Source organism: Mycobacterium sp. NPDC004974 (assembly GCF_053600815.1).
The window spans coordinates 108,286-133,005 of sequence record NZ_JBSGAQ010000003.1 but is presented as its reverse complement, the minus strand read 5'-3'; the positions used below and the strand labels follow the sequence as shown (position 1 = coordinate 133,005).

The 24,720-nt window shown below is 67.1% G+C and carries 24 protein-coding genes; 8 read left to right on the top strand and 16 right to left on the bottom strand.

Annotation, left to right across the window (positions count from 1 at the left end; all coding sequences use genetic code 11):
- Window positions 1–10: 10 nt before the first annotated feature.
- Entirely contained in the window at window positions 11–547 is a 537-nt protein-coding gene (locus ACWEFV_RS08700; protein ID WP_450070156.1) for an LppP/LprE family lipoprotein, read from the bottom strand.
- A gap of 111 nt (window positions 548–658) precedes the next feature.
- On the opposite strand from ACWEFV_RS08700, the gene ACWEFV_RS08695 reads away from it, so the two are divergent.
- Genes ACWEFV_RS08695 through ACWEFV_RS08685 form a run of 3 tightly spaced genes read left to right on the top strand, consistent with a single transcriptional unit; the run spans window position 659 to window position 4,364 of the window.
- Complete coding sequence (locus tag ACWEFV_RS08695; protein ID WP_135457208.1) at window positions 659–2,446, top strand: DEAD/DEAH box helicase; 1,788 nt, start codon at window positions 659–661, stop codon at window positions 2,444–2,446.
- The gene (locus ACWEFV_RS08690; protein ID WP_450069849.1) at window positions 2,443–3,603 is read left to right on the top strand and encodes an acyltransferase family protein; all 1,161 of its coding nucleotides are present in this window, start codon (window positions 2,443–2,445) and stop codon (window positions 3,601–3,603) included. The genes ACWEFV_RS08695 and ACWEFV_RS08690 overlap by 4 nt, the downstream gene beginning before the upstream one ends.
- 50 nt (window positions 3,604–3,653) lie before the next feature.
- The gene (locus ACWEFV_RS08685; protein WP_450069848.1) at window positions 3,654–4,364 is read left to right on the top strand and encodes a siderophore-interacting protein; all 711 of its coding nucleotides are present in this window, start codon (window positions 3,654–3,656) and stop codon (window positions 4,362–4,364) included.
- A 10-nt stretch (window positions 4,365–4,374) separates the two neighbouring features.
- Here ACWEFV_RS08685 and ACWEFV_RS08680 read toward each other — a convergent pair whose 3' ends face one another.
- From ACWEFV_RS08680 to ACWEFV_RS08665, 4 genes are read right to left on the bottom strand one after another with little or no spacing between them, the layout of a single operon-like run.
- Window positions 4,375–5,211 carry a DUF5995 family protein gene (locus ACWEFV_RS08680; RefSeq protein ID WP_450069847.1) on the bottom strand — a complete coding sequence of 279 codons (837 nt, stop codon included), beginning with the start codon at window positions 5,209–5,211 and terminating at the stop codon, window positions 4,375–4,377.
- Window positions 5,212–5,256: 45 nt separating this feature from the next.
- Window positions 5,257–5,847, bottom strand: a complete 591-nt coding sequence (locus tag ACWEFV_RS08675; RefSeq protein ID WP_135457200.1) for a TetR/AcrR family transcriptional regulator — start codon at window positions 5,845–5,847, stop codon at window positions 5,257–5,259.
- The gene (locus tag ACWEFV_RS08670; protein WP_450069846.1) at window positions 5,847–7,085 is read right to left on the bottom strand and encodes a cytochrome P450; all 1,239 of its coding nucleotides are present in this window, start codon (window positions 7,083–7,085) and stop codon (window positions 5,847–5,849) included. The genes ACWEFV_RS08675 and ACWEFV_RS08670 overlap by 1 nt, the downstream gene beginning before the upstream one ends.
- Before the next feature lie 58 nt (window positions 7,086–7,143).
- On the bottom strand, window positions 7,144–8,673 hold the full coding sequence (locus tag ACWEFV_RS08665) for a GMC family oxidoreductase (protein ID WP_450069845.1): 1,530 nt from the start codon (window positions 8,671–8,673) through the stop codon (window positions 7,144–7,146).
- 215 nt (window positions 8,674–8,888) lie between these two features.
- Here ACWEFV_RS08665 and ACWEFV_RS08660 point away from each other — a divergent pair, with 215 nt between their 5' ends.
- Window positions 8,889–9,761, top strand: a complete 873-nt coding sequence (locus tag ACWEFV_RS08660; protein WP_450069844.1) for a rhomboid family intramembrane serine protease — start codon at window positions 8,889–8,891, stop codon at window positions 9,759–9,761.
- 7 nt (window positions 9,762–9,768) lie between these two features.
- On the opposite strand, the gene ACWEFV_RS08655 is transcribed toward ACWEFV_RS08660, so the two are convergent.
- Window positions 9,769–11,115, bottom strand: coding sequence for an FAD-binding oxidoreductase (locus tag ACWEFV_RS08655; RefSeq protein ID WP_450070155.1), 1,347 nt, complete (start codon window positions 11,113–11,115; stop codon window positions 9,769–9,771).
- 44 nt (window positions 11,116–11,159) lie between these two features.
- Entirely contained in the window at window positions 11,160–11,849 is a 690-nt protein-coding gene (locus ACWEFV_RS08650) for a maleylpyruvate isomerase family mycothiol-dependent enzyme (RefSeq protein ID WP_450069843.1), read from the bottom strand.
- Window positions 11,850–11,925: 76 nt separating this feature from the next.
- On the opposite strand from ACWEFV_RS08650, the gene ACWEFV_RS08645 reads away from it, so the two are divergent.
- Entirely contained in the window at window positions 11,926–12,576 is a 651-nt protein-coding gene (locus ACWEFV_RS08645; RefSeq protein ID WP_450069842.1) for a winged helix-turn-helix transcriptional regulator, read from the top strand.
- Here the strand turns inward: ACWEFV_RS08645 and ACWEFV_RS08640 are convergent.
- A complete protein-coding gene (locus ACWEFV_RS08640) occupies window positions 12,573–13,112 on the bottom strand; it encodes a DUF4262 domain-containing protein (RefSeq protein ID WP_450069841.1) in 540 nt (179 codons plus the stop codon). The two genes, ACWEFV_RS08645 and ACWEFV_RS08640, sit on opposite strands and share 4 nt — an antisense overlap.
- Before the next feature lie 9 nt (window positions 13,113–13,121).
- On the bottom strand, window positions 13,122–14,366 hold the full coding sequence (locus ACWEFV_RS08635) for an MFS transporter (protein ID WP_450069840.1): 1,245 nt from the start codon (window positions 14,364–14,366) through the stop codon (window positions 13,122–13,124).
- 68 nt (window positions 14,367–14,434) lie between these two features.
- Here ACWEFV_RS08635 and ACWEFV_RS08630 point away from each other — a divergent pair, with 68 nt between their 5' ends.
- Window positions 14,435–15,283, top strand: a complete 849-nt coding sequence (locus ACWEFV_RS08630) for a uracil-DNA glycosylase (RefSeq protein WP_450069839.1) — start codon at window positions 14,435–14,437, stop codon at window positions 15,281–15,283.
- Between the two features lie 13 nt (window positions 15,284–15,296).
- Window positions 15,297–16,346, top strand: a complete 1,050-nt coding sequence (locus ACWEFV_RS08625; RefSeq protein ID WP_135457185.1) for an LLM class flavin-dependent oxidoreductase — start codon at window positions 15,297–15,299, stop codon at window positions 16,344–16,346.
- Here ACWEFV_RS08625 and ACWEFV_RS08620 read toward each other — a convergent pair.
- The 3 genes from ACWEFV_RS08620 to ACWEFV_RS08610 are packed head-to-tail and all read right to left on the bottom strand — an operon-like array spanning window position 16,343 to window position 17,714.
- Window positions 16,343–16,786, bottom strand: a complete 444-nt coding sequence (locus ACWEFV_RS08620; protein ID WP_135460206.1) for a nitroreductase family deazaflavin-dependent oxidoreductase — start codon at window positions 16,784–16,786, stop codon at window positions 16,343–16,345. The genes ACWEFV_RS08625 and ACWEFV_RS08620 overlap by 4 nt on opposite strands.
- A 10-nt stretch (window positions 16,787–16,796) precedes the next feature.
- Complete coding sequence (locus ACWEFV_RS08615) at window positions 16,797–17,234, bottom strand: HIT family protein (RefSeq protein WP_135457183.1); 438 nt, start codon at window positions 17,232–17,234, stop codon at window positions 16,797–16,799.
- A 9-nt stretch (window positions 17,235–17,243) separates the two neighbouring features.
- Window positions 17,244–17,714, bottom strand: coding sequence for a VOC family protein (locus tag ACWEFV_RS08610; RefSeq protein WP_135457181.1), 471 nt, complete (start codon window positions 17,712–17,714; stop codon window positions 17,244–17,246).
- A gap of 27 nt (window positions 17,715–17,741) precedes the next feature.
- On the opposite strand from ACWEFV_RS08610, the gene ACWEFV_RS08605 reads away from it, so the two are divergent.
- The gene (locus ACWEFV_RS08605; RefSeq protein ID WP_450069838.1) at window positions 17,742–18,566 is read left to right on the top strand and encodes an AraC family transcriptional regulator; all 825 of its coding nucleotides are present in this window, start codon (window positions 17,742–17,744) and stop codon (window positions 18,564–18,566) included.
- On the opposite strand, the gene ACWEFV_RS08600 is transcribed toward ACWEFV_RS08605, so the two are convergent.
- The 4 genes from ACWEFV_RS08600 to ACWEFV_RS08585 all read right to left on the bottom strand — a co-directional run bounded on the left by ACWEFV_RS08600 (window position 18,563) and on the right by ACWEFV_RS08585 (window position 24,710).
- Complete coding sequence (locus tag ACWEFV_RS08600) at window positions 18,563–18,856, bottom strand: CDGP domain-containing protein (protein ID WP_135457176.1); 294 nt, start codon at window positions 18,854–18,856, stop codon at window positions 18,563–18,565. The two genes, ACWEFV_RS08605 and ACWEFV_RS08600, sit on opposite strands and share 4 nt — an antisense overlap.
- 101 nt (window positions 18,857–18,957) lie before the next feature.
- Window positions 18,958–20,550, bottom strand: a complete 1,593-nt coding sequence (locus tag ACWEFV_RS08595) for a DUF222 domain-containing protein (protein WP_450069837.1) — start codon at window positions 20,548–20,550, stop codon at window positions 18,958–18,960.
- A 78-nt stretch (window positions 20,551–20,628) separates the two neighbouring features.
- Complete coding sequence (locus ACWEFV_RS08590) at window positions 20,629–21,474, bottom strand: sensor domain-containing protein (protein WP_450069836.1); 846 nt, start codon at window positions 21,472–21,474, stop codon at window positions 20,629–20,631.
- 68 nt (window positions 21,475–21,542) lie between these two features.
- The gene (locus ACWEFV_RS08585; RefSeq protein ID WP_450069835.1) at window positions 21,543–24,710 is read right to left on the bottom strand and encodes an ATP-binding protein; all 3,168 of its coding nucleotides are present in this window, start codon (window positions 24,708–24,710) and stop codon (window positions 21,543–21,545) included.
- Between the last annotated feature and the right edge of the window lie 10 nt (window positions 24,711–24,720).

Sequence of the window (24,720 nt, the reverse complement as noted above, 5' to 3'; positions counted from 1 at the left end):
CGGGATGAAGCTAGACGTTGCCCGTCAACTCCACACCGCTGCCGTTCCAGCGGAACTTCACGGTGCTGGCCAGCCCGTGGAATCCGCCGGAGTACTGCAGCGCCACGGTGTCACCGGTGCTGACCGATTTGTCGATGCCATTGAAGCCGTAGGTGTCGGGCACGCCGGTCGGGATGAACTTGCCGAGGTGGAACAGCACCGCCCGGGTGTTGGGGTGCTCGGTGTTGGTGTTGGCCCGCACGATCACCGCCGACAGCTGTGCGCACTCGTTGAAGTTGCCCGCCACCGGCTCGGGGCTCCAGGCCTGATTGCTGCGCGGATCACGGGGCAGCTCGGAGACGGCCTTGGCGATCTCCGGGGCGGCCAGGTTCACCGCGCAGGGGTCGGCCTGTGGTGGTGCTGACGTCGGAGCGGCCTTCGGGGCAGGTGCGGACACCGAGGTCGGGGCCGGGCCGGGTCCCGCATCGGGGGTTTTGGAGACGGTTGAATCGCCCGATCCGCACCCCGCGAGAGTGAGCACAGCCGCCAAGATGGCGCCGGGGGCCATGGTGAACATTGCGACCCGTTTCACAGTTGGGCAACCTACCGCGCTCCTGTGGCGGGTTTGTGCAGGCGCGCGGCCAGGATTCCCGTCGATTGGCACTAGACTTCTGAACCGATGACCTCGCCAGACCCGGATTCGGGGGATACCGCCCCAACGTTTGCCGACCTGCAGATCCACCCTGCGGTGTTGAAGGCAGTCACTGAAGTCGGCTATGAATCGCCGTCGGCGATCCAAGCCGCGACCATTCCGGCCATGCTCGCCGGCTCCGACGTGGTCGGGCTGGCCCAGACCGGTACCGGCAAGACCGCGGCCTTCGCCATCCCGATCCTGTCCAAGATCGACACCACCAGCCGCAACACCCAGGCGCTGGTGCTGGCACCGACTCGTGAGCTGGCATTGCAGGTCGCCGAGGCGTTCGGCCGGTACGGCTCGCATCTGCCCGCGATCAACGTGCTGCCCATCTACGGCGGGGCGTCCTACACCGTTCAGCTGTCCGGGCTGAGGCGCGGAGCGCAGGTGGTGGTGGGCACCCCGGGCCGGGTGATTGATCACCTAGAGCGCGGCACGCTGGATCTGTCGAACCTGGACTACCTGGTGCTCGACGAGGCCGACGAGATGCTCACCATGGGCTTCGCCGAAGAGGTCGAGCGGATCCTCGCCGACACCCCGGAGTACAAGCAGGTGGCGCTGTTCTCGGCCACCATGCCGCCGGCCATCCGCAAGATCACCACCAAGTACCTGCACGATCCGGTCGAGGTCACGGTCAAGGCCAAGACCGCCACCGCCGAGAACATCACGCAGCGGTTCATCCAGGTGGCCGGCGCGCGCAAGCTGGACGCGCTGACGCGGGTGCTCGAGGTCGAAGAGGGCGACGCGATGATCGTGTTCGTCCGCACCAAGCAGGCCACCGAGGAGGTCGCCGAGCGGCTCAAGGCCCGCGGTTTCGCGGCTGCAGCCATCAACGGTGACATCAACCAGGCTCAGCGTGAGCGCACGATCAGCGCGCTGAAGGACGGCACGATCGACATCCTGATCGCCACCGACGTCGCCGCGCGCGGTCTGGACGTCGAACGCATCTCGCATGTCGTCAACTACGACATCCCGCACGACACCGAGTCGTACGTGCACCGCATCGGCAGGACCGGCCGGGCCGGCCGGTCCGGACATGCGCTGCTGTTCGTCACCCCGCGCGAACGCCACCTGCTCAAGTCGATCGAGAAGCACACCCGGTCGAAGGTTATCGAGGCCGAGCTGCCCAGCGTCGACGATGTCAACGCGCAGCGCGTGTCCAAGTTCCGTGACTCCATCACCGACTCGATCAATGGTCCGGGCCTGGAGTTGTTCCGTCGGATCATCGAGGACTACGAGCGCGAGAACGACGTGCCGATGGTCGATATCGCCGCGGCGTTGGCGTTGCAGTCGCGCAACGGCGAAGAGTTCCTGATGACCGAGCCGCCGCCGGAGAAGCGCCGCGAGCGCGACCGTGACGATCGGGGCGAGCGGCCCGCGCGCAAGGAGCGCCCGCCGCGCGAAGGGTTGGCGACCTACCGGATCTCGGTGGGCAAGCGGCACAAGGTCGGGCCCGGCCACATCGTCGGCGCCATTGCCAATGAGGGTGGCCTGCACCGCAACGAATTCGGCCACATCACCATTCGCGGCGACTACTCGCTGGTGGAGCTGCCGGAGAAGCTGCCCAGCAAGACACTCAAAGCCCTGGAGAACACCCGTATCTCGGGGATGCTCATCAATCTGGAGCGGGAGCATGTTGAGCGCGCCGACCGCGGCGATCGTGGGCCGCGCCGCGAATACAAGGGCCGTTCCGAGTACAAGGGCCGATCCGACAACAAAGACCGTTCGGATTACCGCGATCGCTCGGGGAAGCCGCACCGGAAGACCAAGTGACGGTCTCCAGGAGCGTGACGGGGCCGTCGGATCAGGGTGGCCTTGAGTCGATAGACACCGTGGCTTCTGCCTCGACGCGTGTCGCCGCTCTGACGGGGATCCGTGCCGTGGCCGCCATCCTGGTGGTGCTGACGCATGCGGCCTACACCACCGGAAAATACGGGCAGGGCTATCTCGGGCTGGTGTATTCGCGCGCCGAGATCGGTGTGCCGATCTTCTTTGTGCTCAGTGGTTTCCTGTTGTTCCGGCCCTGGGTGAAGGCCGCGGCCACGAATGGCGAGGCACCGTCGGTGCGCCGCTATGCCTGGCACCGGGTGCGACGGATCATGCCGGCCTATGTCGTGACGGTGCTGATCGCCTACCTGCTCTACCACTTTCGCACGGCGGGCCCGAATCCTGGTCACACCTGGATGGGGCTGTTTCGCAATCTGACGCTGTCGCAGATCTACACCGACAACTACCTGTTCGCCTATCTGCATCAGGGGTTGACCCAGATGTGGAGCCTGGCGGTCGAGGCGGCGTTCTACGTGGCGCTGCCGCTGATGGCCTATCTGCTACTGGTGGTGCTGTGCCGGCGGCGCTGGCGGCCGGGGTTGTTGTTCTTCGGCCTGGCGCTGCTGGCCGCGGTGTCGCCGGGGTGGCTGTGGATCGTGCACGATTCCACGAATCTCCCTGACGGGGCCCGGCTTTGGCTGCCCACCTACATGGCCTGGTTCGTGGCGGGCATGGCGCTGACGGTGCTGGGGCAGCTCAAGGTGCGCGGCTACGGGATGGTGTGTGTGCCGTTGGCCCTGGTGAGTTACTTCATCGCGTCGACGCCGATCGCGGGGGAGCCCACCACGTCGCCCGCCAAGTTGAGCGAGGCGCTGGTCAAGACGTTCTTCTACGCGTTCATCGCGGCATTGCTGGTGGCACCGCCCGCACTCGGCGACCATGGTTGGTACAACCGGTTTCTGGCTTCCCGCCCGATGGTCTTCCTCGGTGAGATCTCCTACGAGATCTTCCTGATCCACCTGATGATCATGGAATTGGTGATGGTCGAGGTGATGCGCGATCCGGTCTACACGGGGTCGATGTTCAACCTGTTCGTGCTCACGATGGTCTTCACCATTCCGGCGGCCTGGCTGCTGCACCGGTTCACGCGCGTCCGCTCCTGAATATTTAGTTAGGTTATGCTTACCTAACGAAGATGTTCACGGGAGGTGGCATGGGCGAGCAGAAGGCGTCGCGCGGGCTCGAAGGAGCCCTGGTCAAGCTCTGGCGGGGCGGTGACTACGAGCTGACGGTGTCGGGCCGTACCGAGCTCACGCCGAATTACCTCAGGCTGCATTTCAGTGCCGAGCGGTTGCTCGCCGAACACCGGGTGCACCCGACGATGTGGGTGCGGGGCTGGTTCCCTGACGAGGGCAAGGCCCATCAACGCGGCTACACGCTGGTCAACGCTGATCCTCAGGCCGGAACGGTGGACATCGATTTCGCCATGCACGACGGCATCGCCACCCGCTGGGCACGCGAGGCCCAGCCCGGCGACGTTCTGGACGTGACGGTCCTCGGCAGCAACTTCACGCTGCCCGAACCGGCACCGGCCGGCTACCTGATCGTCGGCGACACCGCCTCGCTTCCGGCCATCAACTCGCTGCTGGACGCGATCGGGGATGCCCCCGCGTGGGTCTTCCTGGAGGCGGGTCACGACGACGACCGTGAGCTCCCGGTCACCGGGGGCGCGGAGATCATCTGGGTGGACCGATTCGACGAGGATCTGCTGGAGACCCTCAGCGCATCGGCTTTCGACGCCTCCGACCACTTCGGCTGGGTCGCCTGCAACAACCGCACCACCCGGGCCGTGGCGCGGGTCTTCCGCGAGGAGTACGGGATCCCGCGCAGATCCATCAAGGCGCAGGCGTACTGGGTGGCCTGAGCCACCCGGATCACAGCGCGGTTTGGATCGGGGCGGGCGTCGCCGCGATCTCGTCGAGCACCTGGACGTTGTGGGCCACGTCGCGGCTCTCGCGCGCGGCGATCTCTTTGATCGCCAGATCGAATGCGCCGACCAGGCTGGGCGGGTCGAACACTGCCTGCGCCTGTTGGCTCACCTGTAGGTCTCGCGCCCAGATCGTCGCGGGCCGGGCGAATCCGGGTTCAAGGGCCAGTACCGTGGCGAACCGCCAGGCGCTGTCGCGCAGGGAGCGGATCGCCTCGTTGAGGACGAAGATCTGATGCTGTTGGAGTACGGCATAGATGTCCGCCAATGCCGGGGATAGTTCGTTGATGTCGTTGACCACCCCGCCGATCTGGCTTGCCAGCACCGCGTTGATGGTGTCGAAATCCTTGTGCAGCGAGGGTAGTCGGCCCGCGCCGACGAGACCCTGGACCGCAATGCCGAGATCCAGGACGATGTGGGCGGTGACCCCGGCGAGCATGTGCTGCACCAGGATCGGCTCGGGCTTGTCGGCCCACTCGAAGGTGGCCCGCCACGACCGGGTGGGTTTCGGGTAGCGGTCGGGGTGGAAGTACCCGTTGAGCGCATCGAAGTACCGGGACGCGAACGCCGCGTCGAGCCGGTCCATCCGCGGACCGTCCTCGAATGCCCCGTCCTCCACCGCGGTGCCGACTGCGATGGTGATCCGCTTGTACAGGGCTGCGAAATAGCCCAGCCGACTTGAGGTTTCCACGGCCCAGTCGGTAATCGTGTCGATCGCCGAGACAACTTCGGCGATGCTGGTGACCACCGGTAGCGGTGGCAGTGGCGTCGGATGGCTGCCCATACTCGAAAGTATGGGCCAGGTCAGCCTGTCCCGCCCGGCAATCGGCTACTCGACCGGTAGTTGTCCCGGTATGACGAGCGGGGCGACGAACTCGGCCAGCATGGCGCGCTCGTCGGCTTCGTTGCAGCCGGGAAAGACCAGCAGCGACACCATGACCCGCACCAGCCACCGGGCCCGCCGGCCCACCTCGTCGTCGCTGCCGTCGGCTCCGCCGGCGAGCGAACGGACGAAGCCCTCGACCAATGCCCGGATCACCTCGGAGTGTTCGGCCATCTCTCCGCCGATCGGTCGCTGTGCGGTGGCGAACCACGAGGCCAGCGCCGGACTGTCGCGCACTGCGTTCAGCGCGGTGATCACGCCTTCGATCAGCCGTTGCGCCGGATCGGTGACCGCGGCCACCTGCTCGCTGACCTCTTCGTACAGTCGGCGCGCCTCGCGGTGCACGTAGGCGGTATAGAGCGCGTCCCGATTCTCGAAATACCGGTACAGCGTGGCACGGGAACAGCCTGCGGCCGCCGCGATCTCATGCATGCCGACGGTCGCCGCGTCCTGTCGGGTGAACAGGGCGTCGGCGGCGTCGAGGATGTGGTCGGCGGCCACTTCGGACCGCCGTGCCGACAACCAGTCGCGGGGCATCAGGCCCCGGCCCGGAACGGCACCGACAACGGCCGTCGCACATAGCTGCCGCCTGCCCATGCCACCGAGTCCAGGTCGACCTCGAAATCCGGGTAGCGCGAGAGCAATTCGGTCAGCGCCACCCGGGACTGCATCCGCGCGGCCGCCGCGCCGAGGCAGAAATGCGCACCGTGGCTGAAGGTCAGGATGTTGCGCGGAGCCCGCCGCACGTCGAGTTCGGCTGCGTTGTCGCCGAATTCGCGTTCGTCGCGGTTTCCCGAGCCGTACAGCAGCAGGGTCTTCCGTCCGGCCGGGATCGTGGTGTCACCGATGGTGACGTCGCGGGTGGTGGTGCGAGCCAGTCCCTGTACCGGAGAGGTCAGCCGCAGGAATTCGTCGATCGCTTCCGGGATCAGTTCGGGATCGTCGATGAGGAGTTGGCGTTGATCGGGCCGCTGCTGCAGGAGTTGTACTGCGCCGCCGAGCATTCCGGTTGTGGTGTCGTTCCCGCCGGTGACCATGGTGAAGGTGAAGGCCAGGATCGACAGCACGCCGGCGATGTCGCCGTCGGCGCCGACGCCTGCGGCCACCAGGTGCGAGATCGTGTCGTCGCCGGGTTCGCTGCGGCGCCGTTCGATGAGCTCGGAGAAGTAGGCCATCATCGAGGCCACGGCGGCGCCGGCGGTGCCTATGGCCGCGGTGATGCCGCCGGCCGAGCTGTTGGCCGCGACGATCGCATCGGTCCAGGCGTCGAACTGGTCTCGGTCTTCCTCTGGCACCCCGAGATAGTGCGCGACGACCATCGAGGGCAGCGGTTTGAACAGCTCGGCGGCGATGTCGCCCCCGCCGTTCGAGCGCAACCCCTCGAGGCGCTCGACGACGAACTCCCGAACCTTCGGCTCGACGGCTTCTACCTGGCGTGGGGTGAACCCGCGGGAGACCAGCTTGCGGAACTCGGTGTGTACCGGCGGGTCCTGCATGACGAACGGCGGATTGTCGGCCAGGCCGATCATCTCCAGTTCGCCGTAGGTGACCGTCAGGCCCTGTGCCGAGGAGAAGGTCCCGTGGTCACGGGCCGCGGCCCAGATGTCGGCGTGCCGGGACAGCACGTAGTAGTCCTGCTCGGGATGCTCGTCGGGCACCACGTGGTGCACCGGGTCGTGGTCGCGCAGCGCGGCGTACATCGGCCAAGGGTTGGGCCAGGTGTCGGCGTCGGCGGGTACGAACCGGGCGGAGCTGTGAGACAAAGTCGCTGCCATGTCTTATTCGTACGACATCGAGCGGAATAGTGTCAATAGCTGGTTCGTGCGGTCGTACTCACCGCGCGTCGTGTAGGACAAGGTCTGCTGCGCGGTGGGCGATCATCATCGTGGGTGCGTTGGTGTTGCCCGAGGTCAATGTCGGCATGACCGACGCATCGATCACGCGGAGTCCCTCGATCCCGTGAACGCGCAGATGTGGGTCCACCACCGATCCGTCATCGGTGCCCATCCGGCAGGTTCCGACCGCATGGCCGATGCTGGCCTCGCGTTGTGCCAGCCAGGCGTGGTTCTGCTCGCCCGTGTTCCGGTATTCGCCGGCGATGCCCCGCATCGCCGAGGAATTCTCGATGATGTCGCGGGCAGTGGCGGTGCCCCTGAGAAGCCGCTGGACGTCATCGCCGTCGCCCAGGCGCTCGAATTCGATGCGTGGTGATCCGTGGTCCAGCACGACGCGACCACGTCCGCGCGGATGCATGAGCACGGTGTACACGGTGAATCCGTCGGTACGTTCGAGCCCCATCCGGCCGGAGTTGGAGTCGAGGTCGTAATGCATTGGGCTCACGGCGATTTGGAACTCATCGGTGAAGATCTGTGCCTCGAACGGAGACAGGGTGAGTATGCCTTCGCCTCTGAGCAACAGGGAACCGATCCCCTTGAGTGCACGGATGGGGCCCAGCGTATTGGCGGTGGGTACTCGAGATTCCCAGGTCTGGGTGGCGACCAGGTGATCCTGGAAGTTCGCGCCGACGCCGGGCAGATCCAACACAGCGCCCGACGGTCCGATTCCGGAACGCAACAACATGGCCGGTGAACCGATGGCACCTGCGCACACGAGGACCCCTTGGCGGGCCAGGAGTCGGCGGCCTGCACGGCTTCCACGGCCCGCACATTCGACACCTACAGCTCGGCCGTTCTCGACCAGAATCCGTTGCACGTACGTCCTGGTGAGAAGCCGGGGCCGTCTGTCCGGCGGTAGCGGTCGTAAGAAACCGCGCGCCGACGAAACCCTCAGTCCGCGGCGTTGATTGACCTGAGTCCGAGCGACGCCCAGCTGCGAAACGCCATTCTGGTCGGGGTTCAGTCGATGGCCGGCCTCGACGGCGGCCGCGATATAGGCCTCGTCGACGTCGTGATGGTGTCCGCACCACGACACCGGGATCGGGCCGGTAGCACCGCGATACGCATCCTCGCCGCCGGTCCAGGTCTCGATCGCCTTGAAATGCGGCAGCACCTCGTCGTACGACCAGCCCTGGCACCCGGCGTCGGCCCAACGGTCGTAGTCGTCGCTACGGCCACGCACATAGACCATGGCGTTGATCGACCCGCTGCCGCCGATGATCCGGCCGCCGGGAAACCGTTCGACGTCGCCATTCTTGCTGGAATCGGGTGCGCACTGGTGTTTCCAGTTCGCCGTCATGTAGAGCGAGGAGATCCCCGCCGGTATCCGGACATCGGGGCGACGGTCGGTCCCGCCGGCCTCGATGAGGCTGACCTCTGCGCCCGCCGAGGCCAAGCGCGAGGCCACGATTGATCCGGCCGAGCCTGCGCCGACGACGATGTAATCTGCGGCGTCGCTGTTGTTCATGTGGGCCCCTGATTCCGTTCGAGATTGCCTTGGAGGTCAGAACGGCGGTCGCGCAACCGTCAAACCACCCAATCGGTCGAAGCGGGGCCGACGCCTACCCACGTCCTGCCGGTACTGGTCAACGGTATGGAGTTCGGGCCAGACCTTAGCAATTGATTGTCCACTCGCCGATCTAATCGCCTCATGCGGATCGGCCCGCATTAGGCTCGGGCGTGATGAGCATCCCTGACACGCCGCAGCTACCTGCCCAGACGCCGACGTGTTACCGGCATCCGGACCGTCCCACCTACGTGCGGTGCACGCGTTGCCAGCGTCCCGTCTGCCCGGAGTGCATGCGCTCGGCGGCCGTGGGGCATCAGTGCGTGGACTGCGTCAACGAGGGAGCCAAGTCGGTTCAGGCACCGCGCACCCAGTTCGGCGGGAAGGTGCGCACGGGTGCGCCGATCCTGACCTATGCCCTTATCGCAGTGAACGTGCTGATGTTCGTGGTGCAGATGACCTCGAAGAACCTGGAGCAGGAACTCACGCTGTGGCCGCCCGGTGTCGCCGCGCACGACGAGTACTACCGCTTGGTGACGTCGATGTTCCTGCACTACGGCCTGATGCACCTGGCGTTCAACATGTGGGCGCTCTACGTGGTCGGGCCGCCGCTGGAACAGTGGCTGGGCCGGCTGCGGTTCGGGACGTTGTACGCGCTGAGCGGGCTCGGCGGCTCGGTGCTCGTGTATCTGCTGTCCCCGCTGAACAGTGCGACGGCCGGCGCCTCCGGGGCAATCTTCGGCCTGTTCGGCGCGATCTTCGTGGTGGCCCGCAAGCTCAACCTCGACGTCCGCTCGATCGTTGCCGTCGTCGTCATCAATCTGGTGTTCACCTTCGCCGGGCCGGCGCTGGGGACCGGAGCGATCAGCTGGCAGGGTCACATCGGCGGGCTGGTCACCGGTGCGGGCATCGCCGCGGCCTTCGTGTACGCCCCGCGTGAGCGCCGCAACGCGATTCAGGCCGGGGTCTCGGTGGCGGTACTGGTGCTGTTCGCCGCGTTGATCGCCTGGCGCACAACCAGTCTGCTCACCAGCTACGGGATGGCCTGAGCGGGGTCTAGATCGCCGCGCCCGGGTTGAGGATGTTCTGCGGGTCCAGCGCCCGCTTGATCCGGTGGTTGAGTTCCACTGCATCCGGGCCGATCTGACCGGCCAGCCACGGCTGCTTGAGCCGGCCCACGCCGTGCTCGCCGGTGATGGTGCCGCCCAGTCCCACAGCGAGATCCATGATCTCGCCGAATGCCAGCTGGGCCCGCGCCGCCATGTCGGCGTCGGCCGGGTCGAAGACGATCAGCGGGTGGGTGTTGCCGTCACCCGCATGGGCGATCACCGAGATCAGCAGGTCCCGATGGGCCGCGATCGCCGCCACTCCGCTCACCAGTTCGGCCAGTGCGGGCAGCGGCACCCCGACGTCCTCCAGGAGTAGTGACCCCTTGGCCTCCACGGCCGGGATGGCGAACCGGCGGGCCGCGACGAAGGCCTCGCCCTCGTCCGGGTCGGAGGTGGAAAACACTTCGGTGGCACCGCATTCGGTGAACACCTGTGCCATGAATTCGGCGTCGTCGGCTCCTGCGGCACCCCGATCGTCTGAGGCCGCCACCATCATCGCCGCGGCGTTGCGGTCCAGCCCCATCTTGAGCTTGTCCTCGACGGCGTTGATGGCAACCGAGTCCATGAACTCCAGCATGGACGGCCGGATCTTGCCGGTGATCGTCACGACTGAGTTCGACGCGGCTTCCACGGAATCGAAGGTGGCCACCACGGTGCAGGGGGAGTGCTGCGGGGGTAGCAGCCGCAGCGTAGCCTCGGTGACCACGCCGAGGGTGCCCTCGCTGCCGACGAACAGCTTGGTCAGGCTCAGTCCGGCAACGTCTTTCAACCTCGGGCCGCCCAGGCGCACCGCAGTGCCGTCGGCCAGCACGACCTGCAGGCCCAGAATGTAGTCGGTGGTCACGCCGTACTTGACGCAGCACAGCCCGCCCGCGTTGGTGGCGACATTGCCGCCGATGCTGCAGATCTCGAAGGACGACGGGTCGGGTGGGTACCAGAGGCCCTGTGCGGCAACGGCTTTCTTCACCTCGGCGTTGAGCAGCCCGGGTTGGACGACGGCGGTGCGGGTGACCGGGTCGACGGTGATGTCCCGCATCTTCTCGGTGGACAACACGATGCCGCCGTCGAGTGCCGTCGCGCCGCCGGACAACCCGGTGCCCGCGCCGCGCGGCACGACCGCCACCTGGTGCGCGCTGGCCCAGCGCAGCACGGTCTGCACCTCCTCGGTGCGGGTGGGCCGGACCACCGCCAGCGGTGTGCCCGCAGTCGGATCGGCAGCCCGGTCCTGGCGATAGGAGGCCAGGATGTCGGGGTCGGTGACGACGACACCCTCGGGGAGTTCGCTGATCAGCATCGGCAGCGCGGCGGCATTCACGCTTCGATGCTAGAAGGGCTGTCTCAGAGCGGGCGAATCGCTGCGCCCACCAGGTCGTCGGCTTCGCCCCGGCGCAGCATGAGCCGGGCGATCGCGTCGTCGGAGCCGTCGACGCGGTGCTCGTCGGCCCCTGGGCCCTGGACCCAGTTCGTTCCGGTCCAGGTGATCGCCATCGACTTCGACGGCGCGGTCAGCCTCAAGGTGACGGGCCCGCTCTCCAGCGGCTGGGCTTGGCGTAGCAGGAACAGCTCACCGAATCCGAGGATCGCTTCGATGGTGGCGGGGGAGAACGTCGAGTGCCGGTCGCCGGTGGCCACTCTCAGGTCGTCGAGGTGTACCCCGAATTCCAGGATCAGCGAGCGGAGCGCGGCGGCCACCGGGAAGTCGCCGAACGGGGCCGGTATCACCGGCCACTGACTGGGCGCCTGGTCGAACGCGGTCTGCAGATGTCCGACCGCCAGCCGGATGGCCGCCGGTAAGTCGGGGTTGGCCAGCGTGAGTTCTCTTGGCGGCGTGGTGATTTGGGCCCGTGCACGGTGGTAGGCCTCGGCGTCGCGGAAACAGACGACGGCCACGTGGTCGGCCAGGTCGTCGATTGTCCACCCCGCGCATGGGGTGGGGCAGCGGCGCTGGTCCGCGTCGAGGCTTTCGAGCAGGTCGGCGAAGGCCAGGGCCTCGTCGGTGGCGGCGGTGAGCAGATGGTCGAGGGTCATGTCGTCACGGTAGGCCCACCGACTTGGAAAAAACAAGTATCAAGTTGGAAATTCCAACTTCAGCTATTCTGGGCGTATGGCGTCACGGTCCTACGGGCAGCACTGCGCACTGGCGAAGAGCCTCGACATGGTCGGGGATCGCTGGACCCTGCTGGTGGTCAGGGACCTGCTGGAAGGCCCGCTGCGGTACGGGGATCTACTGAGCTCGCTGGCCCCGATCTCCACCGACATGCTGGCCGGGCGGCTGCGCGACCTGGAGGCGAACGGGCTGGCGCGCAAGCGGATGCTGCCCAAGCCCGCATCCACCGCGGTGTACGAGCTCACCGACGACGGCCGGGCGCTCGAGGAGGTGATCAACGCCTACTCCCGGTGGGGCCGGCATCTGATCGAGACCCGCGCACCCGGGGATGCGGTGCGTCCCGAGTGGCTGATCCGCGCGGTGCGTGCCTTCGTCAGTGCGGACCGTGACGGGCCACCGGTCACCGTGTGTCTGGTGACGCCCGAGGGGCAGGCGACCGTCGAGATCGGGCCGGACCGCATCGACGCGTGTGAGGACGGGACGGCGGCCGACGTGACACTCATGGGCGAGGCCGAGGTGTTGGGTGCGGCGATGGACCCGGCGCAGGTGCCCGCCCTGTTAGCCGATGGCAGCCTGGTGATCGACGGAGATCCCGCCGCGGTCAGGCAGTTGGCGAAAGTCTTTGCCCCGCCACGGATCAGGAGCTAGTCGAGCTCAGCCCACGGTCCGCTGGTCTCCTCTTTCGGGATCCACAACAGCGGCTGGCTCGCCCGGCAGTATTCCTGCGCCTGCTCGTCCCAGGGGAATCTGCCGTCCCGGTCGGGCCAGAACATCTGTACGACCGGGAACCATGCTTGGTGGAAGTCGATCCCGGCACCGAAGAAGTCCCGGTACCAACTGGGGTGTACCTCCCGGAGGGCCACCGAATAGTCGTCGAGGATGTCGTCACGTTCCTGGTCGGGTTCCAGTGGACGGCCGTCGCGGACTTCCTGTCCCGCGACATTGACGATCGTCATCATCGTTTCGATCCGTAGGCCGAACAGGCAGACCTCCGGACTGCGCAGGGTGTGCCACAGGCCGATCGAGTACGCCCAGTCGGCAGGGGCCTCGCCCCCGGCGCCGACGCCCATCACGTGCCAGCCGTGATCGGTCACGCTCGCGCTGATGCGGTTGTCGCGTTCCTCCCAGGCGGGGCCGTCGGCCGGGGGTGCGCACAGAAGGCAGAGGCACGAGTCGTCGCTCACCCGAAGAGGTTACGTCGAATCGTGTTCCTGTCTGGACGGCCGGTCCAGCTCGCGTAGCGCGGTCAGGAACAGCGCGACCAGGCCGAGCAGCAGCATCGGCAGGGACAGGGCCAGGAACGTCGCGTGCAGGCCGGCGGCGTCGGCCAGCGGCCCGGCCAGGATCAGCCCGAGCGGGCCTGCGGCGTAGGCCAGTGAACCCATCACCCCGACCACCCGGCCGCGCAGGTGCTGCGGTGCGGTGGTCTGCATGACGTAGTTGTAGATGGGCGCAATCGGGCCGTATACGAACCCGACGATCCCGCACAGCACCAGGATCAGTGGAAGCGGCGGCAGGAACGCGATCACAGTCATCGCCACACCGAGCGTGATCACCGCGGTCAGCATGGTGGCCCGTCGGCTCATGTACTTCGACAGCACCGCGTAGCCGAGTGCGCCCAGCAGCCCGCCGATGCTCAACGCCATCAGCACCCAGCCCAGTTCGGTTGGCTCGTTGCGGTCGGTGAAGTACTTCGGGAACAACACGGATTCCATCGGCATGTAGAGGCCGGTGGCCACCAGGTCGACGATCGCCAGCGTCCGCAATACCGGTGTGTGCCAGACGAATCGCAGCCCTTCGACGATGCCCGCGAGCACGCCCTCGGTCAGCATCGAGCGGTCCGGGGTGCCCGCGCCTTCCAGTCGTAGCACCGAGATGGCCAGGATCGAACAGCAGAACGCCCCGGCGGTCACCCACATGGTGTTGATCCCGCCGAGGGTGGCGATCAGCAGACCGCCGATGCCCGGGCCGACGATGTAGGCCAGGTTGAACACCGCCTCGTACACGCTGTTGGCGTGGTCCAGCGTCCACCCGGCCCGGCCCGCCGCCTCGGGCAACATGGTCTCGCGCGCGGTCATCCCGGCCGGGTCGAAGAACGCGCCGAGCGCGGCCAGGGCCGCCAGCACCGCGACATTGACCGCGTCCACCCCGAATATCAGGGCCAGCATCGGAACCGCCGCGACCGACAGGGCCGAGAGCAAATCGGAGATCATCGAGACCCGCCGGCGGCCCAGATAGTCGACGGCGGCCCCGGCGATCAGGGTGGCCACCAACAGGGGCAACGTCCCGGCCATCGCGACGATCGACGCATCGAGCGCGGATCCGTTGCGCTGCAACACCAGCCACGGGAATGCGACAATCGTGATGCCGTTGCCCGCGCCGGCCATCAACGCGGCGAACAGGATCAGCAGCAATGGGCCGCGCTTGGTGTTCGTCATGGGGTATCGCGGCGAATCTAACAGCGCGCCCGCACCCGCCGCGACGGAATTTCCGGCACAGTGAGTTGGTGCGATTGCCTCATCCCAGGACGGGGGTTGAGTTCACCTCGCCGGTACCGCCCGGTTCGGGGTGGCCCGGCGATCCGGCGGATGCGACGACGCCGGTGGCCAAGACCGCCGCGCAGGTGCGGCGACTGGCCGCCCGAGTGCCCACCGTGCCGGAACTGGACGCGCTGATCTCTGCCTGCCGGGCCTGCCCCCGGCTGGTCGAATGGCGCGAAGAGGTGGCTGTGGCCAAGCGAAAATCCTTTGCCGATCAACCGTATTGGGGTAGGCCGGCCACCGGGTTCGGTGCGGAGGCGCCGGGCATCTTCATCGTCGGGCTGGCCCCGGCCGCCCACGGCGCCAACCGCACCGGGCGGGTGTTCACCGGGGACCGGTCCGGGGATTTCCTGTTCGCCGCGTTGCACCGGGCCGGGTTGGCCAACCAGGCGGTGTGTGTCGATGCTGCCGATGGCATGCAGCTGATCGGCACCCGGGTGGCCGCGGCGGTGCGCTGTGCGCCGCCGGCCAACGCGCCGACCCCAGCCGAGCGCGCCACCTGCGCGCCGTGGTTGCAGGCCGAGTGGCGGCTGGTCGGGCCATCGGTGCGGGTGGTCATCGCGTTGGGTGGGTTCGCGTGGCGGGCCGCGCTGGAGTTGCTCGGTTCAGACACCAAACCGGCCCCGAAGTTCGGCCACGGCGCGACGGCGGTGCTGACCTCGGCTTTCGGCCCGGTCACCCTGCTCGGCTGCTTTCACCCCAGCCAGCAGAACACCTTCACCGGTCGGCTCACCGAGGCCATGCTCGATGACATCTTCGTCACCGCCGAACGCCTGGTGGCACAGGTGGGCGGGAACGAACCGGGCCGCTCGTGACGTTGACGCTGTCATGCGGCTTTCTGTCCTCGACCTCGTCCCGGTGCGTACCGACCAGTCCACTGCCGATGCCCTGACCGCAACGACTCACCTGGCCCAGACCGCCGACCGGCTCGGTTATACCCGCTACTGGCTCGCCGAGCACCACAACATGCCGGCGGTGGCTGCCACCAGCCCGCCGGTCCTGATCGCCCATCTGGCCGCGCACACCACGCAGGTGCGGCTGGGTTCGGGCGGGGTCATGTTGCCCAACCATGCACCGCTGGCGGTGGCCGAGCAGTTCGCGCTGCTGGAGGCCGCCCATCCGGGTCGCATCGACCTCGGCATCGGCCGGGCCCCGGGTTCCGATCCCGTCACCTCGCTGGCGCTACGCGGCGCCGCCGGCCGCGATGATCGCGATATCGAGGCGTTCCCGCAGTACCTCGACGACGTGGTGGCGCTGATGGGCGCGCGCGGGGTACGGGTGCCGTTGCCGCGGGATCTGATGCGGGAGAACTATGTGCTCAAGGCGACGCCGGCCGCGGTGACCGAGCCACGGATGTGGCTGCTCGGCTCGTCGATGTACTCGGCGCACCTGGCGGCGGCCAAGGGGCTGCCGTATGTGTTCGCCCATCATTTCTCCGGGCACGGCACTGCCGAGGCGCTGGCCGTCTACCGCGACGAATTCCAGCCCAGTGACCTGGCGTCCGAGCCGGTGACCTTCCTGACCGTCAACGCCTCGGTGGCCGAGACCACCGAGGAGGCCAAGGCGTTGCTCCTGCCGCAGCTGCAGATGATGGGCCGGTTGCGCACCGGTCAGCCGCTCGGCGCCCTCGATCTGGTCGAGGATGCCGAGGCGACGACTCTCACTCCGCAGGCACAGGCCATCGTGGCCTCCGGTCTGGCCCGCGCGGTCGTGGGCTCGCCCACCGAGGCGGCCGACCAGGTCCGGGCCCTGGCCGAAGAATTCGACGTCGACGAGGTCATGGTCAACCCGGTGGGCTCGGCTCGCCGCGGTGCCGACCCGGCCACCGCGACGGCGCGCGACACCACCCTGGAACTGCTCGCCAAGGAACTCTTCTAAGGCGTCAGCACGACCACCGGAATGGGGCGTGTTGTCCGCTTCTGGTAGCCGATGTAGCGGTTCTTGTTGCCCTTCATGTCGTTGACGATGTCCCACAGCCGCGGGTAGTCAGGGTCGCCGGGCAGCACCGGCTTGGCCGTGACGCCGAACCGCTTGGGGCCGACGTTGATCTCGACCTGCGGCTTGGCCTTCAGGTTGTGGTACCAGCCCGGAGATGTGGGCTCGCCACCTTTCGACGCCACCACGAGGTAGTCGGCGCCGTCTTGTGCGTAGGCCAGCGAATTCGCGCGCTGCTGACCGGTTTTGGCGCCGACGGTATGCAGGATCAGCGTCGACGGGCCGCCAGGGATCGTGTGGCCGATCCGGCCGTCCGTGGCTTTGTAGATCTTGTCGTGCAACATCAACATCGGGAGACCGATATAGCGCTCCCACCAGGGCATGCTCATGCGCTCAATCTTGCGCGGATTCGTCGAGCCGCGCCAACGCCGCACGTAGGAGGCGCCCTGATTCCTCACGGTCGGGGTCACGGCGCACCACCATGCCCTTGACGAACGACAGCTTGTCGCCGGCCTGGCGCGGCACCACGTGCAGGTGGATGTGGAACACGCTCTGGAAGGCGGCCTTACCGTCGTTGATCACGATGTTGTTGCCGTCGGCGTGCAGCCCGGACAGCCGGGCTGCGCGCGCGATGCGCTGGCCGATGCCGGCCATCGCGGCCACGGTTTCCGGCGGGGTATCCGTCAGGTCCACGGTGTGCCGTTTCGGGATCACCAGGGTGTGTCCCCGGGTGAACGGCCTGATGTCGAGAATGCCCAGGAAGTCGTCGTCCTCGTAGACGCGGACGGCGGGGGCTTCCCCTGCGACGATGGCGCAGAATACGCAAGACATGCCGCCACGTTAACCCCCGGCGGTGGCCGCCCATTCGGCGACGCGGCGTTCGCGCTCCTGCGGCGTGAAGTCCTCGACGCGCGTCATGACGGTCCAGCGCTGGCCGAACGGATCGAGGATGGAGGCGAACCGGTCGCCTGTGACGAAGGTCTGCGCGGGCTCACGGATCGTCGCACCCGCCTCCTCGGCCCGGGCCACCACCTCGTCGACGTCGGGGCAGTACAACCCGATCGAATGAGTTGCAGGGGCTCCGGGGGTGGGGGCAGCGATTTGATAGGCCTCCTGCGGATCGCCGAGCTGCAGCCGGCCGGTGCCGAAGTCCAACTCGGCATGTGCCACGGTGCCGTCGGGTCCGTCCATCCGCTCGGTGACATCGGCGCCGAACACGTTCTGGTAGAACGTGATCGCCGCGGCGGCACCGTCGACGCAGATGAACGGGGTCAGGCTGCTGTAGCCCGCGGGAATCGGTGTGACACTCATGTTGACCAGTTTCGTAGGCTATTGGCCATGGCCGCTTGGAAAAACGCGCCAGTGCGCGGGGTGGTCGGCCGTTCCGGCAATGTCTCGGCGTTCGACCTGCACCGGTGGGCGCCGTCGGAGGACGCCGCGAGGTTCGTCGAGCACTTCTGGTCGGTGAGTTGGGACCGGCGCGAGGCAGGTCCGGTCGAGAGCACCGTGATCACCTTCCCGGCCATGCATCTGACCCGTGAGTGGGGCGATGATGTTGTGCGCCATGGTCATCAGCTGCCCAGTACCTTGCTGCATGGTGTCGTGCCCAAGGTTTTCCGCATCACCATCAGCGGGCGCGGGGCTGTGGTCGGAGCCCGATTCCGGCCCGGGGGCTTCACCGCCCGCTTCGGTGGGGACGCTGCCGCGATGACCGGTCGGGTGGTACCTGCGAGTGACGAATTATTCGGTACACCAGCCGTTCTAAGTGAGGATGCGGCTACCGTCCACGCCCGCCTGGAAGCCGGCATCTCCGCTTCGACAGCCCCGATGGATGAGACCTACCGTGCGCTGGTCCCGTTGGTCGACCGGATGCGTGACGACGCGTCATTGCATCGGGTGGAACAGGTCATGGCGCTCTCACCGTGGAGTGCGCGGACCACGCAGCGGGTGTTCCGTCGCTATGTCGGGGTGACGGTCAAGTGGGTGCTGTGCCGGTACCGGTTGCAGCAGGCGGCGCTGGAGATCGAGAGTGTGCCCGGCGTCGATTTCGCCGATCTCGCAGTGCGACTCGGCTGGTATGACCAGGCCCACTTCATAAACGACTTCCGGTCCATGCTGGGCAGCACGCCGGGGGAGTACGCGGCTCAGCATGGAGGCGATTAGTCGTCGATATGGGTCGGCGGATCGGTGAAGGTGAAATCGAAGGGATAGTCGTGGCCCGGGCCCATCGGGTCGCAGCGCTTCACGGGCACCAGGTGGGAACTGAAACCGCTGGGCACATAGCCCCAAGTTCCGATGCAACGTTGCCAGCTGCCGTCGGGCTGGATGGGTCCGTCGCACTTGCTGATGACGTTACCGCCATACAGGCAGCCGGCACTGGCCGGCGGGGCCGAGGTGATCAGCCCGGCCGCCGTCAGCACGGCAGCCAGGCCTCCGATGATGAAGAGCTTCATGGGTTCTCCCGTCTGCAGCTACCCACGGACGCTACCGCGCAGGCAACTCGTGGGTGGCGCCTTTGTACCTTTCGCTGCGGGCAAGCAGCGTCTACACCTAATCAGAATGGTGGGGGTGGTCCGTATTCTTCGGCGAGCCAGGCTTGGTATTGGCGTTCGATTTCGAGGTCGTTGTTGAGTTCGGCGCGTAGCCGGCGTTCGGCGTTGATGCGGTCTCGGCGGTCTTGTTCGCGGGTTTGGCGGCGGGTCGGCATCATCGCGCCCCGGTTCGGGTGGTGGGCCGGCGGTTCGGGGAGGTTCAGTTCCCCGGTGGGTTGTGCCAGGGTCGGGAACAGGCCGGCGCCGTGGGGTTCAGTGGTGTAGGTGTGCCCGGTGGGTGCGGTGAATTCGACGGTGCCATCGGGCAATTGACGGTCTGACCAGCCCGCGCAGAAGGTCTTGACCAAGTGGTGGGCGCGGCAGTAGAGCTTGTTGTTCGAGGGATGCGTGGGCCCCAGCGGGTAGGGCATCGTGTGGTCGATGTCGCAGCGCTCGACGGGGGCATCGCAGCCCGGGAACCGGCACGTCAGGTCGCGCCAGCGGATGAATTCCGAGAGTGCGACCGAAGGGCGATAGCGAGGCTCACCGGCATCGGGGTCGGCGGGTTCGGCGGGCGCGCTGGGATCGGCCGACTCAAACATGTCGGGCGACTCGCTGGGTACTCCAGGTTCGGCAGGCTCGCCAGGTTCGGTGGGCTCGCCAGGTTCGGTGGTTTCGGTCGGCTCAGTCGCGTCAGACGACTCGCTGGGTTCTGCAGGTCGGGTGGGCACGTGCAGGGGCTTGAGTTTCGCCGTGGCGGCCAGGTCGCGCACCGACTCGGCGGGCAGGATCCCGTGCCCGGGTAGATATCCCGGATCATCCGAGCTGCCGTCGACGGTGGCCCGATCGGCCAGCACATGAACCACCGCCGCATCGGCCGCGGCCCGCTTCTGCGCCGCGGGGCAGTCGTCATGACCACACCGGCACGGCAGTTGGGATTCCAACCGGGCCAAGGGCCCCACCGCATCGGCGCGGCGCTGCTCATGGGTACGTGGATCGTTCTCACACACCGTGTCGGCCAGGGCGTTGAGGCGTTGATCCAACGCTGTCCCGTCGGCGGCATCCAGGTTGGCCCACACTGTGGCCTTGCCGGGGCTGCCCGGCTCGATCTGCACGAACCGTTCCTCAGCCACATCCGGGGGCACCCGCACCCCATTCGGGTCGAGTTTGGCGATCCACTGATCCACCCGATCCCGCAACTGCCGCTGCGAGAACCGCATCCACCGATGCGCCCGCGCCGCCAGTTCGGCATCCAACCCGGCCCACACCGCAGGATCCACGATGCCGGTGCGGGCAATGATGGTGCACACCACCCGATAGTCGATGTCCCCGACCGCGAACCGTGCCGCCACCTGGGGCAGCTTGTCCCGCAATACTCGAGCATGGTGAACCTGGGTCCCGGCCCGACCCCGACTGATCCGCAACGCCGCCGAGACCTCCGCGGCCACTTCCTCGAACGGATCAGTCCGCCACAAAATGCTTTCGACCAACTCCTGTTCCCGCAGGCTGTCCAACGCCCCGATCGCGGCCAACCGTGCCGCGATCGCCACCGACTCCGCCCGCGCCGCAGCACTGATCCTGTCGACCAGGGATACATCAGAATCGGTGTCGAACATACGTTCGATTATGCCACCGTCTACCGACACAAGCGCAGTTTCAGTGGATTCCGGTCTGGAGAAGCTGTAGCGCGATCGCTATCTTCCTGCCGCCTCATCGATCTTGTTGGTCATCTCCGAGACGAGCTGACCGAGGGTGTCGGCATCGGCGTTGCCTCCGCACAACTGGATTTCGGCCACGACATTGTGCCGTGGGGCGACCGCGTACTGACAAGTCCAACCGCCCGCGTCGCCGAGTTCATCCGCCGAGGAGGACAGCACGCCGTCGACTTCTGAGACATCGCCGTTGCGCCACTGGTGGGCCGACCCATCGGTATCGTCCGATTCCACGGTCTTTCCGGCGCATTGCTGCAATTTCTCTTTCGCCTTCTGGACGAATCGCCGCGCGGTGTCAGCATCGGGAAACGCTACGACTGCCTGGTCGAAATAGGCGCTCGGTCCGTCGCCGCTGTCGTCGGGTGACTGCAGATACTGCCGCCGTACGGCCGTCGATCCGCTGCCCTCGTGATCGCGTTCGGCGCCGGGGGTGCCGACCAGACAGGTTTCGCCGGGGTCACTGGTATCCCAAGTCGACTGAACACTGCCGTTGCCATCGTCGGAGTTGCCGATCAGCGTTCCGACGTGCAGGACCTTGCCGGCTTCTTCCTCGGTCAGCAGCGCACCCGACAACGCGGAATCCCCAACGGTCTTGGTCTTCTCGCCGAATCTGCCGAGCAGCAGAAGCGCCGCGACAATCACGACTACGACAACCAGGATCACCACGGCAATCATGATCAGCCGGGTGGATCGGTTGCCGGGCGGCGGGCCGGCCGGGGGTGGCGTCGGGTAACCGCCGGGGGCCGGTCCCCACCCCTGACCGGGCACAGGCTGTGGTGGCGGCCAGTTCTGCGAAGGGGGCCAGGGGCTTGTCGGCGGAAACGTCATCGATCACCTCAATCGGCTAGGGCGTGGTGGCTGAAGCGTAATAGGTTGCCCGCGACCCGGCCGCGCAGTCAGGGCAACGCCGCGGCCAGCGCCATGTGTCCCTCGAAGCCGAGCCGGCCGGCCAGGTCCCGGTACCGGTCGCGGAAATCGCGGTAGCCGGCGTCGTCGCCCTTGGCGCGGGCGATGAGAGCGCGGATCCGTAACAACATGACGTCGCGAAGGATGAGGCCATCGCCTACCGGGATCGCCACCAGTCTGGCGATCGCGGCCTCGGCCTCGTCCACGTCACCCGCGGCGCCGCGGTCCAGCAGGGTCTCCGCGAGGATTCCGGTCGCCAGGATGTTGTAGGGAAGCTGTCCACTGTGAAAGAGGTCGTCGACCGCTTCGCGCAGCACCCGGATCGCCCCGGCCCGGTCGCCGCGCTTGGCCCGTTCGCGCGCGGTGTACACATCGATGCCAACCAGCTCGGACATATAGAACCGTCCGCTCACGCACATCTGCCGTACCTGGCCGAGGATGGCCAGTCCGCGCTCCCGGTCCGCCGGCGAATCTCGGTTCAGCAAGGCGTATCCCATGGTCACTCGAGCCAGGCCGAGCGCGATGTCGTCGCCGGCGCCTTCGGTGATCTGCAGCGCCTCGTCGATGTCGCTCAGCGCGTCGTCGCTGGCGAGCAGTACGCCGCAGGACACCGTGGTGAAGTACGTCCAGGTGATGACGAGTGCGTGGGTGAATCTGTCGGTGTTGCGTGCCATGGCGAGAGCATGATCGAGGTCCGCGCGCCAACCATCAAGGCCCAGGGCCCATTTGGCGATGCTGCGTGCTGCGAAGGCCGCTGCCAGCGGTGAGCCGACGATGAAGTTGCCCTTGGTGGTGTCGCCGTCGGCCAGGTCGATCGCCATCTGGGACCAGCGCAGCACCTCATCCATTTCGCCGCTTTCGATCTTGAGCGAGATCGGAGTCGCCGACAAGCCGACGGTGAGTGCGGGATCACCGATGGACTCGATCAGGGTCATGTGCTCGGACACCTGCCGTGATGCGTCGCGCACCCGGCCCTGCAGCATCAGTTCGCCGGTCAGCCCGGCCATACCGATGGCCAGTGAGGCTTTGTCTCCGGCGGACTCGCACAGCTCCTGCAGTTCCTCGAACCGGGCGCCGGAGACCTTCACCTTGCTGCGGAAGCCATTGCCGCACACCAGAGTGCGCGGAGCTATCCGCATCGCGGGCCGGTCGGGATCGTCGGCGGGCAGCAGGTCGGCGATCTGCCGGGCGCGCTCCCAGCACATCTGGGCTGCCGCGGTATCGCGGTTGTTCGCCCACGCTCCGGCGCGCATGTGCCAGGTGTATGCCGCATGCAGGTCGCCGGCGGCTTCCAGGTGTTCGGCGATCAATGCTGCGTTCTCGTCGGCCAGTTCGGGTTCGCGGTCGGCAATGGTGTCGGCCAGGCGTCGATGCAGTTCAGCGCGATCGGACTTGAGCTGTGATTCGTAGGCGACGGTCCGCACCATCGGGTGGTGGAATGCGAACTCCGCGTGCGGGGTGTACTGCACCTGATCGATCAGCTCCGCTTCGATCAGATCCCCGAAGAACGGCTCGGTGTCCAGGCAGGCCAACAGACCGGCACTGAACCGGGACCCGATCACCGCGGCGGCGCTCAGTGTTCGTTTGGCCGCCGGATCCAGCCGGTCGATACGCGCGGCGATGGTGGCCTGGAGGGTGGCCGGCACGCTCACCCGGCCCTGCCCGTCGCACAGCACGTAGGCGCCGCGTTCGCCACGGAGCAGGCCTCGTTCGGCCAGGTCGCGCACGATCTCGAGGGCGAAGAACGGGTTCCCGGCGGCCCGCCCGGCGATGGTGTCGGTGAGGTCGGCTACGCCGTCACCGGGCCCCAGGAGCTCGGTGATCAAGGCGGAGGTCTCCGAATTATCCAGTGGCGCAAGCACTATCGTCTGTGCGCCATGGACATGACTCAATGCCCCGTGGTACTCGGGGCGGTAGGTGATCACGACGAGGGACGGAGTCTGCGGCGTCACCGACAGGAAGTCCGACAACATCGATTCGCTGACGCCGTCGATCCAGTGGGCATCCTCGATGACGTAGACCGCCGGCGTGGTCCGCGCCAGCGACGCCGCGTTGACCAGGGTGGTGAGCCGGCGTCGCCGAGCGTCGGGGTCGATCACCGGCAGAACGACATCGGGGTCGGCGATGCCGAGCAGGTCGTCGAGTAGCTCCAGACTCTCCGTGGTGTCGTCGGGGACCTGGTCTCGAACCTTCGCGCGGGCCGCCTCACGGTCCAGGTCTGCCACACCGAATCCTGCCCGCAGCAGGCCGGCGATGGCATGAAATGGGATTTCGCTGGTGTGCGACTCGCAGAATGTGGAGTTCACCGGTACACCGCGGGCGGCGGCCTTCGCCGCGAGCTCGCTGACCAGCCGGCTCTTGCCGATGCCGGGCCCGCCCACCAGCAGGACGATGCTGCCGTGCCCCTGGATCGAGCGCTCCAGGATGCCCTCGATGGCGGATAATTCCCAGCCACGGCCGACCAGGGTCGATTCGCCGACATTGAGCAGGTTGTGTGCGGAATTGAGCTCCAGTAGCCGGCGCGCCCGGATCGGCTGGTCGGCACCCTTGACCTGCACCATCTCGGGCGCGCCCAGCATCATGGTGTCTTCGACCAGGTGGGCGGTCGACTCGGTGAGCATCACTCCGCCGGGTGGGGCGACCGATTCCATGCGTTGGGCCATCCCCACGTGTTCGCCGATCGCCGTGTAGCTCATCGTGTCGGTGCCGACTTCGCCGGTGATGACCTGGCCGGAACTCAATCCGATGCGCAACTGCAGGTCGAGGCCGTCGCGGGCCTTTACCTGCACCGCCAGCAGGGCGGTCTGCTGGTGGATCTCCAGTGCGGCCAGGCAGGACCGAAAAGCATGGTCTTCCAATGCAACCGGCGCCCCGAAGATGGCCATGATGCCGTCGCCGGTGAACTTGTCGACGGTGCCGCCATATCGGCGGACCACGGCGGCGGAGTGGTTGAACAGATCGCTCATGATCTCGCGGAGCCGCTCGGCGCCCAGGGTCGATGCGATGTCCATGGACCGCACGACATCGGCGAACAAGACGGTGACCTGCTTGTACTCGGCGCCCGCTGCCGAAGTGACGGGCGCCCCGCACGCATCGCAATACCGGGCACCCGCTCGCGGCTCGGTACCACACGCGCGGCACGTCGCAGTTTCCGTCATTTCGAAGCCC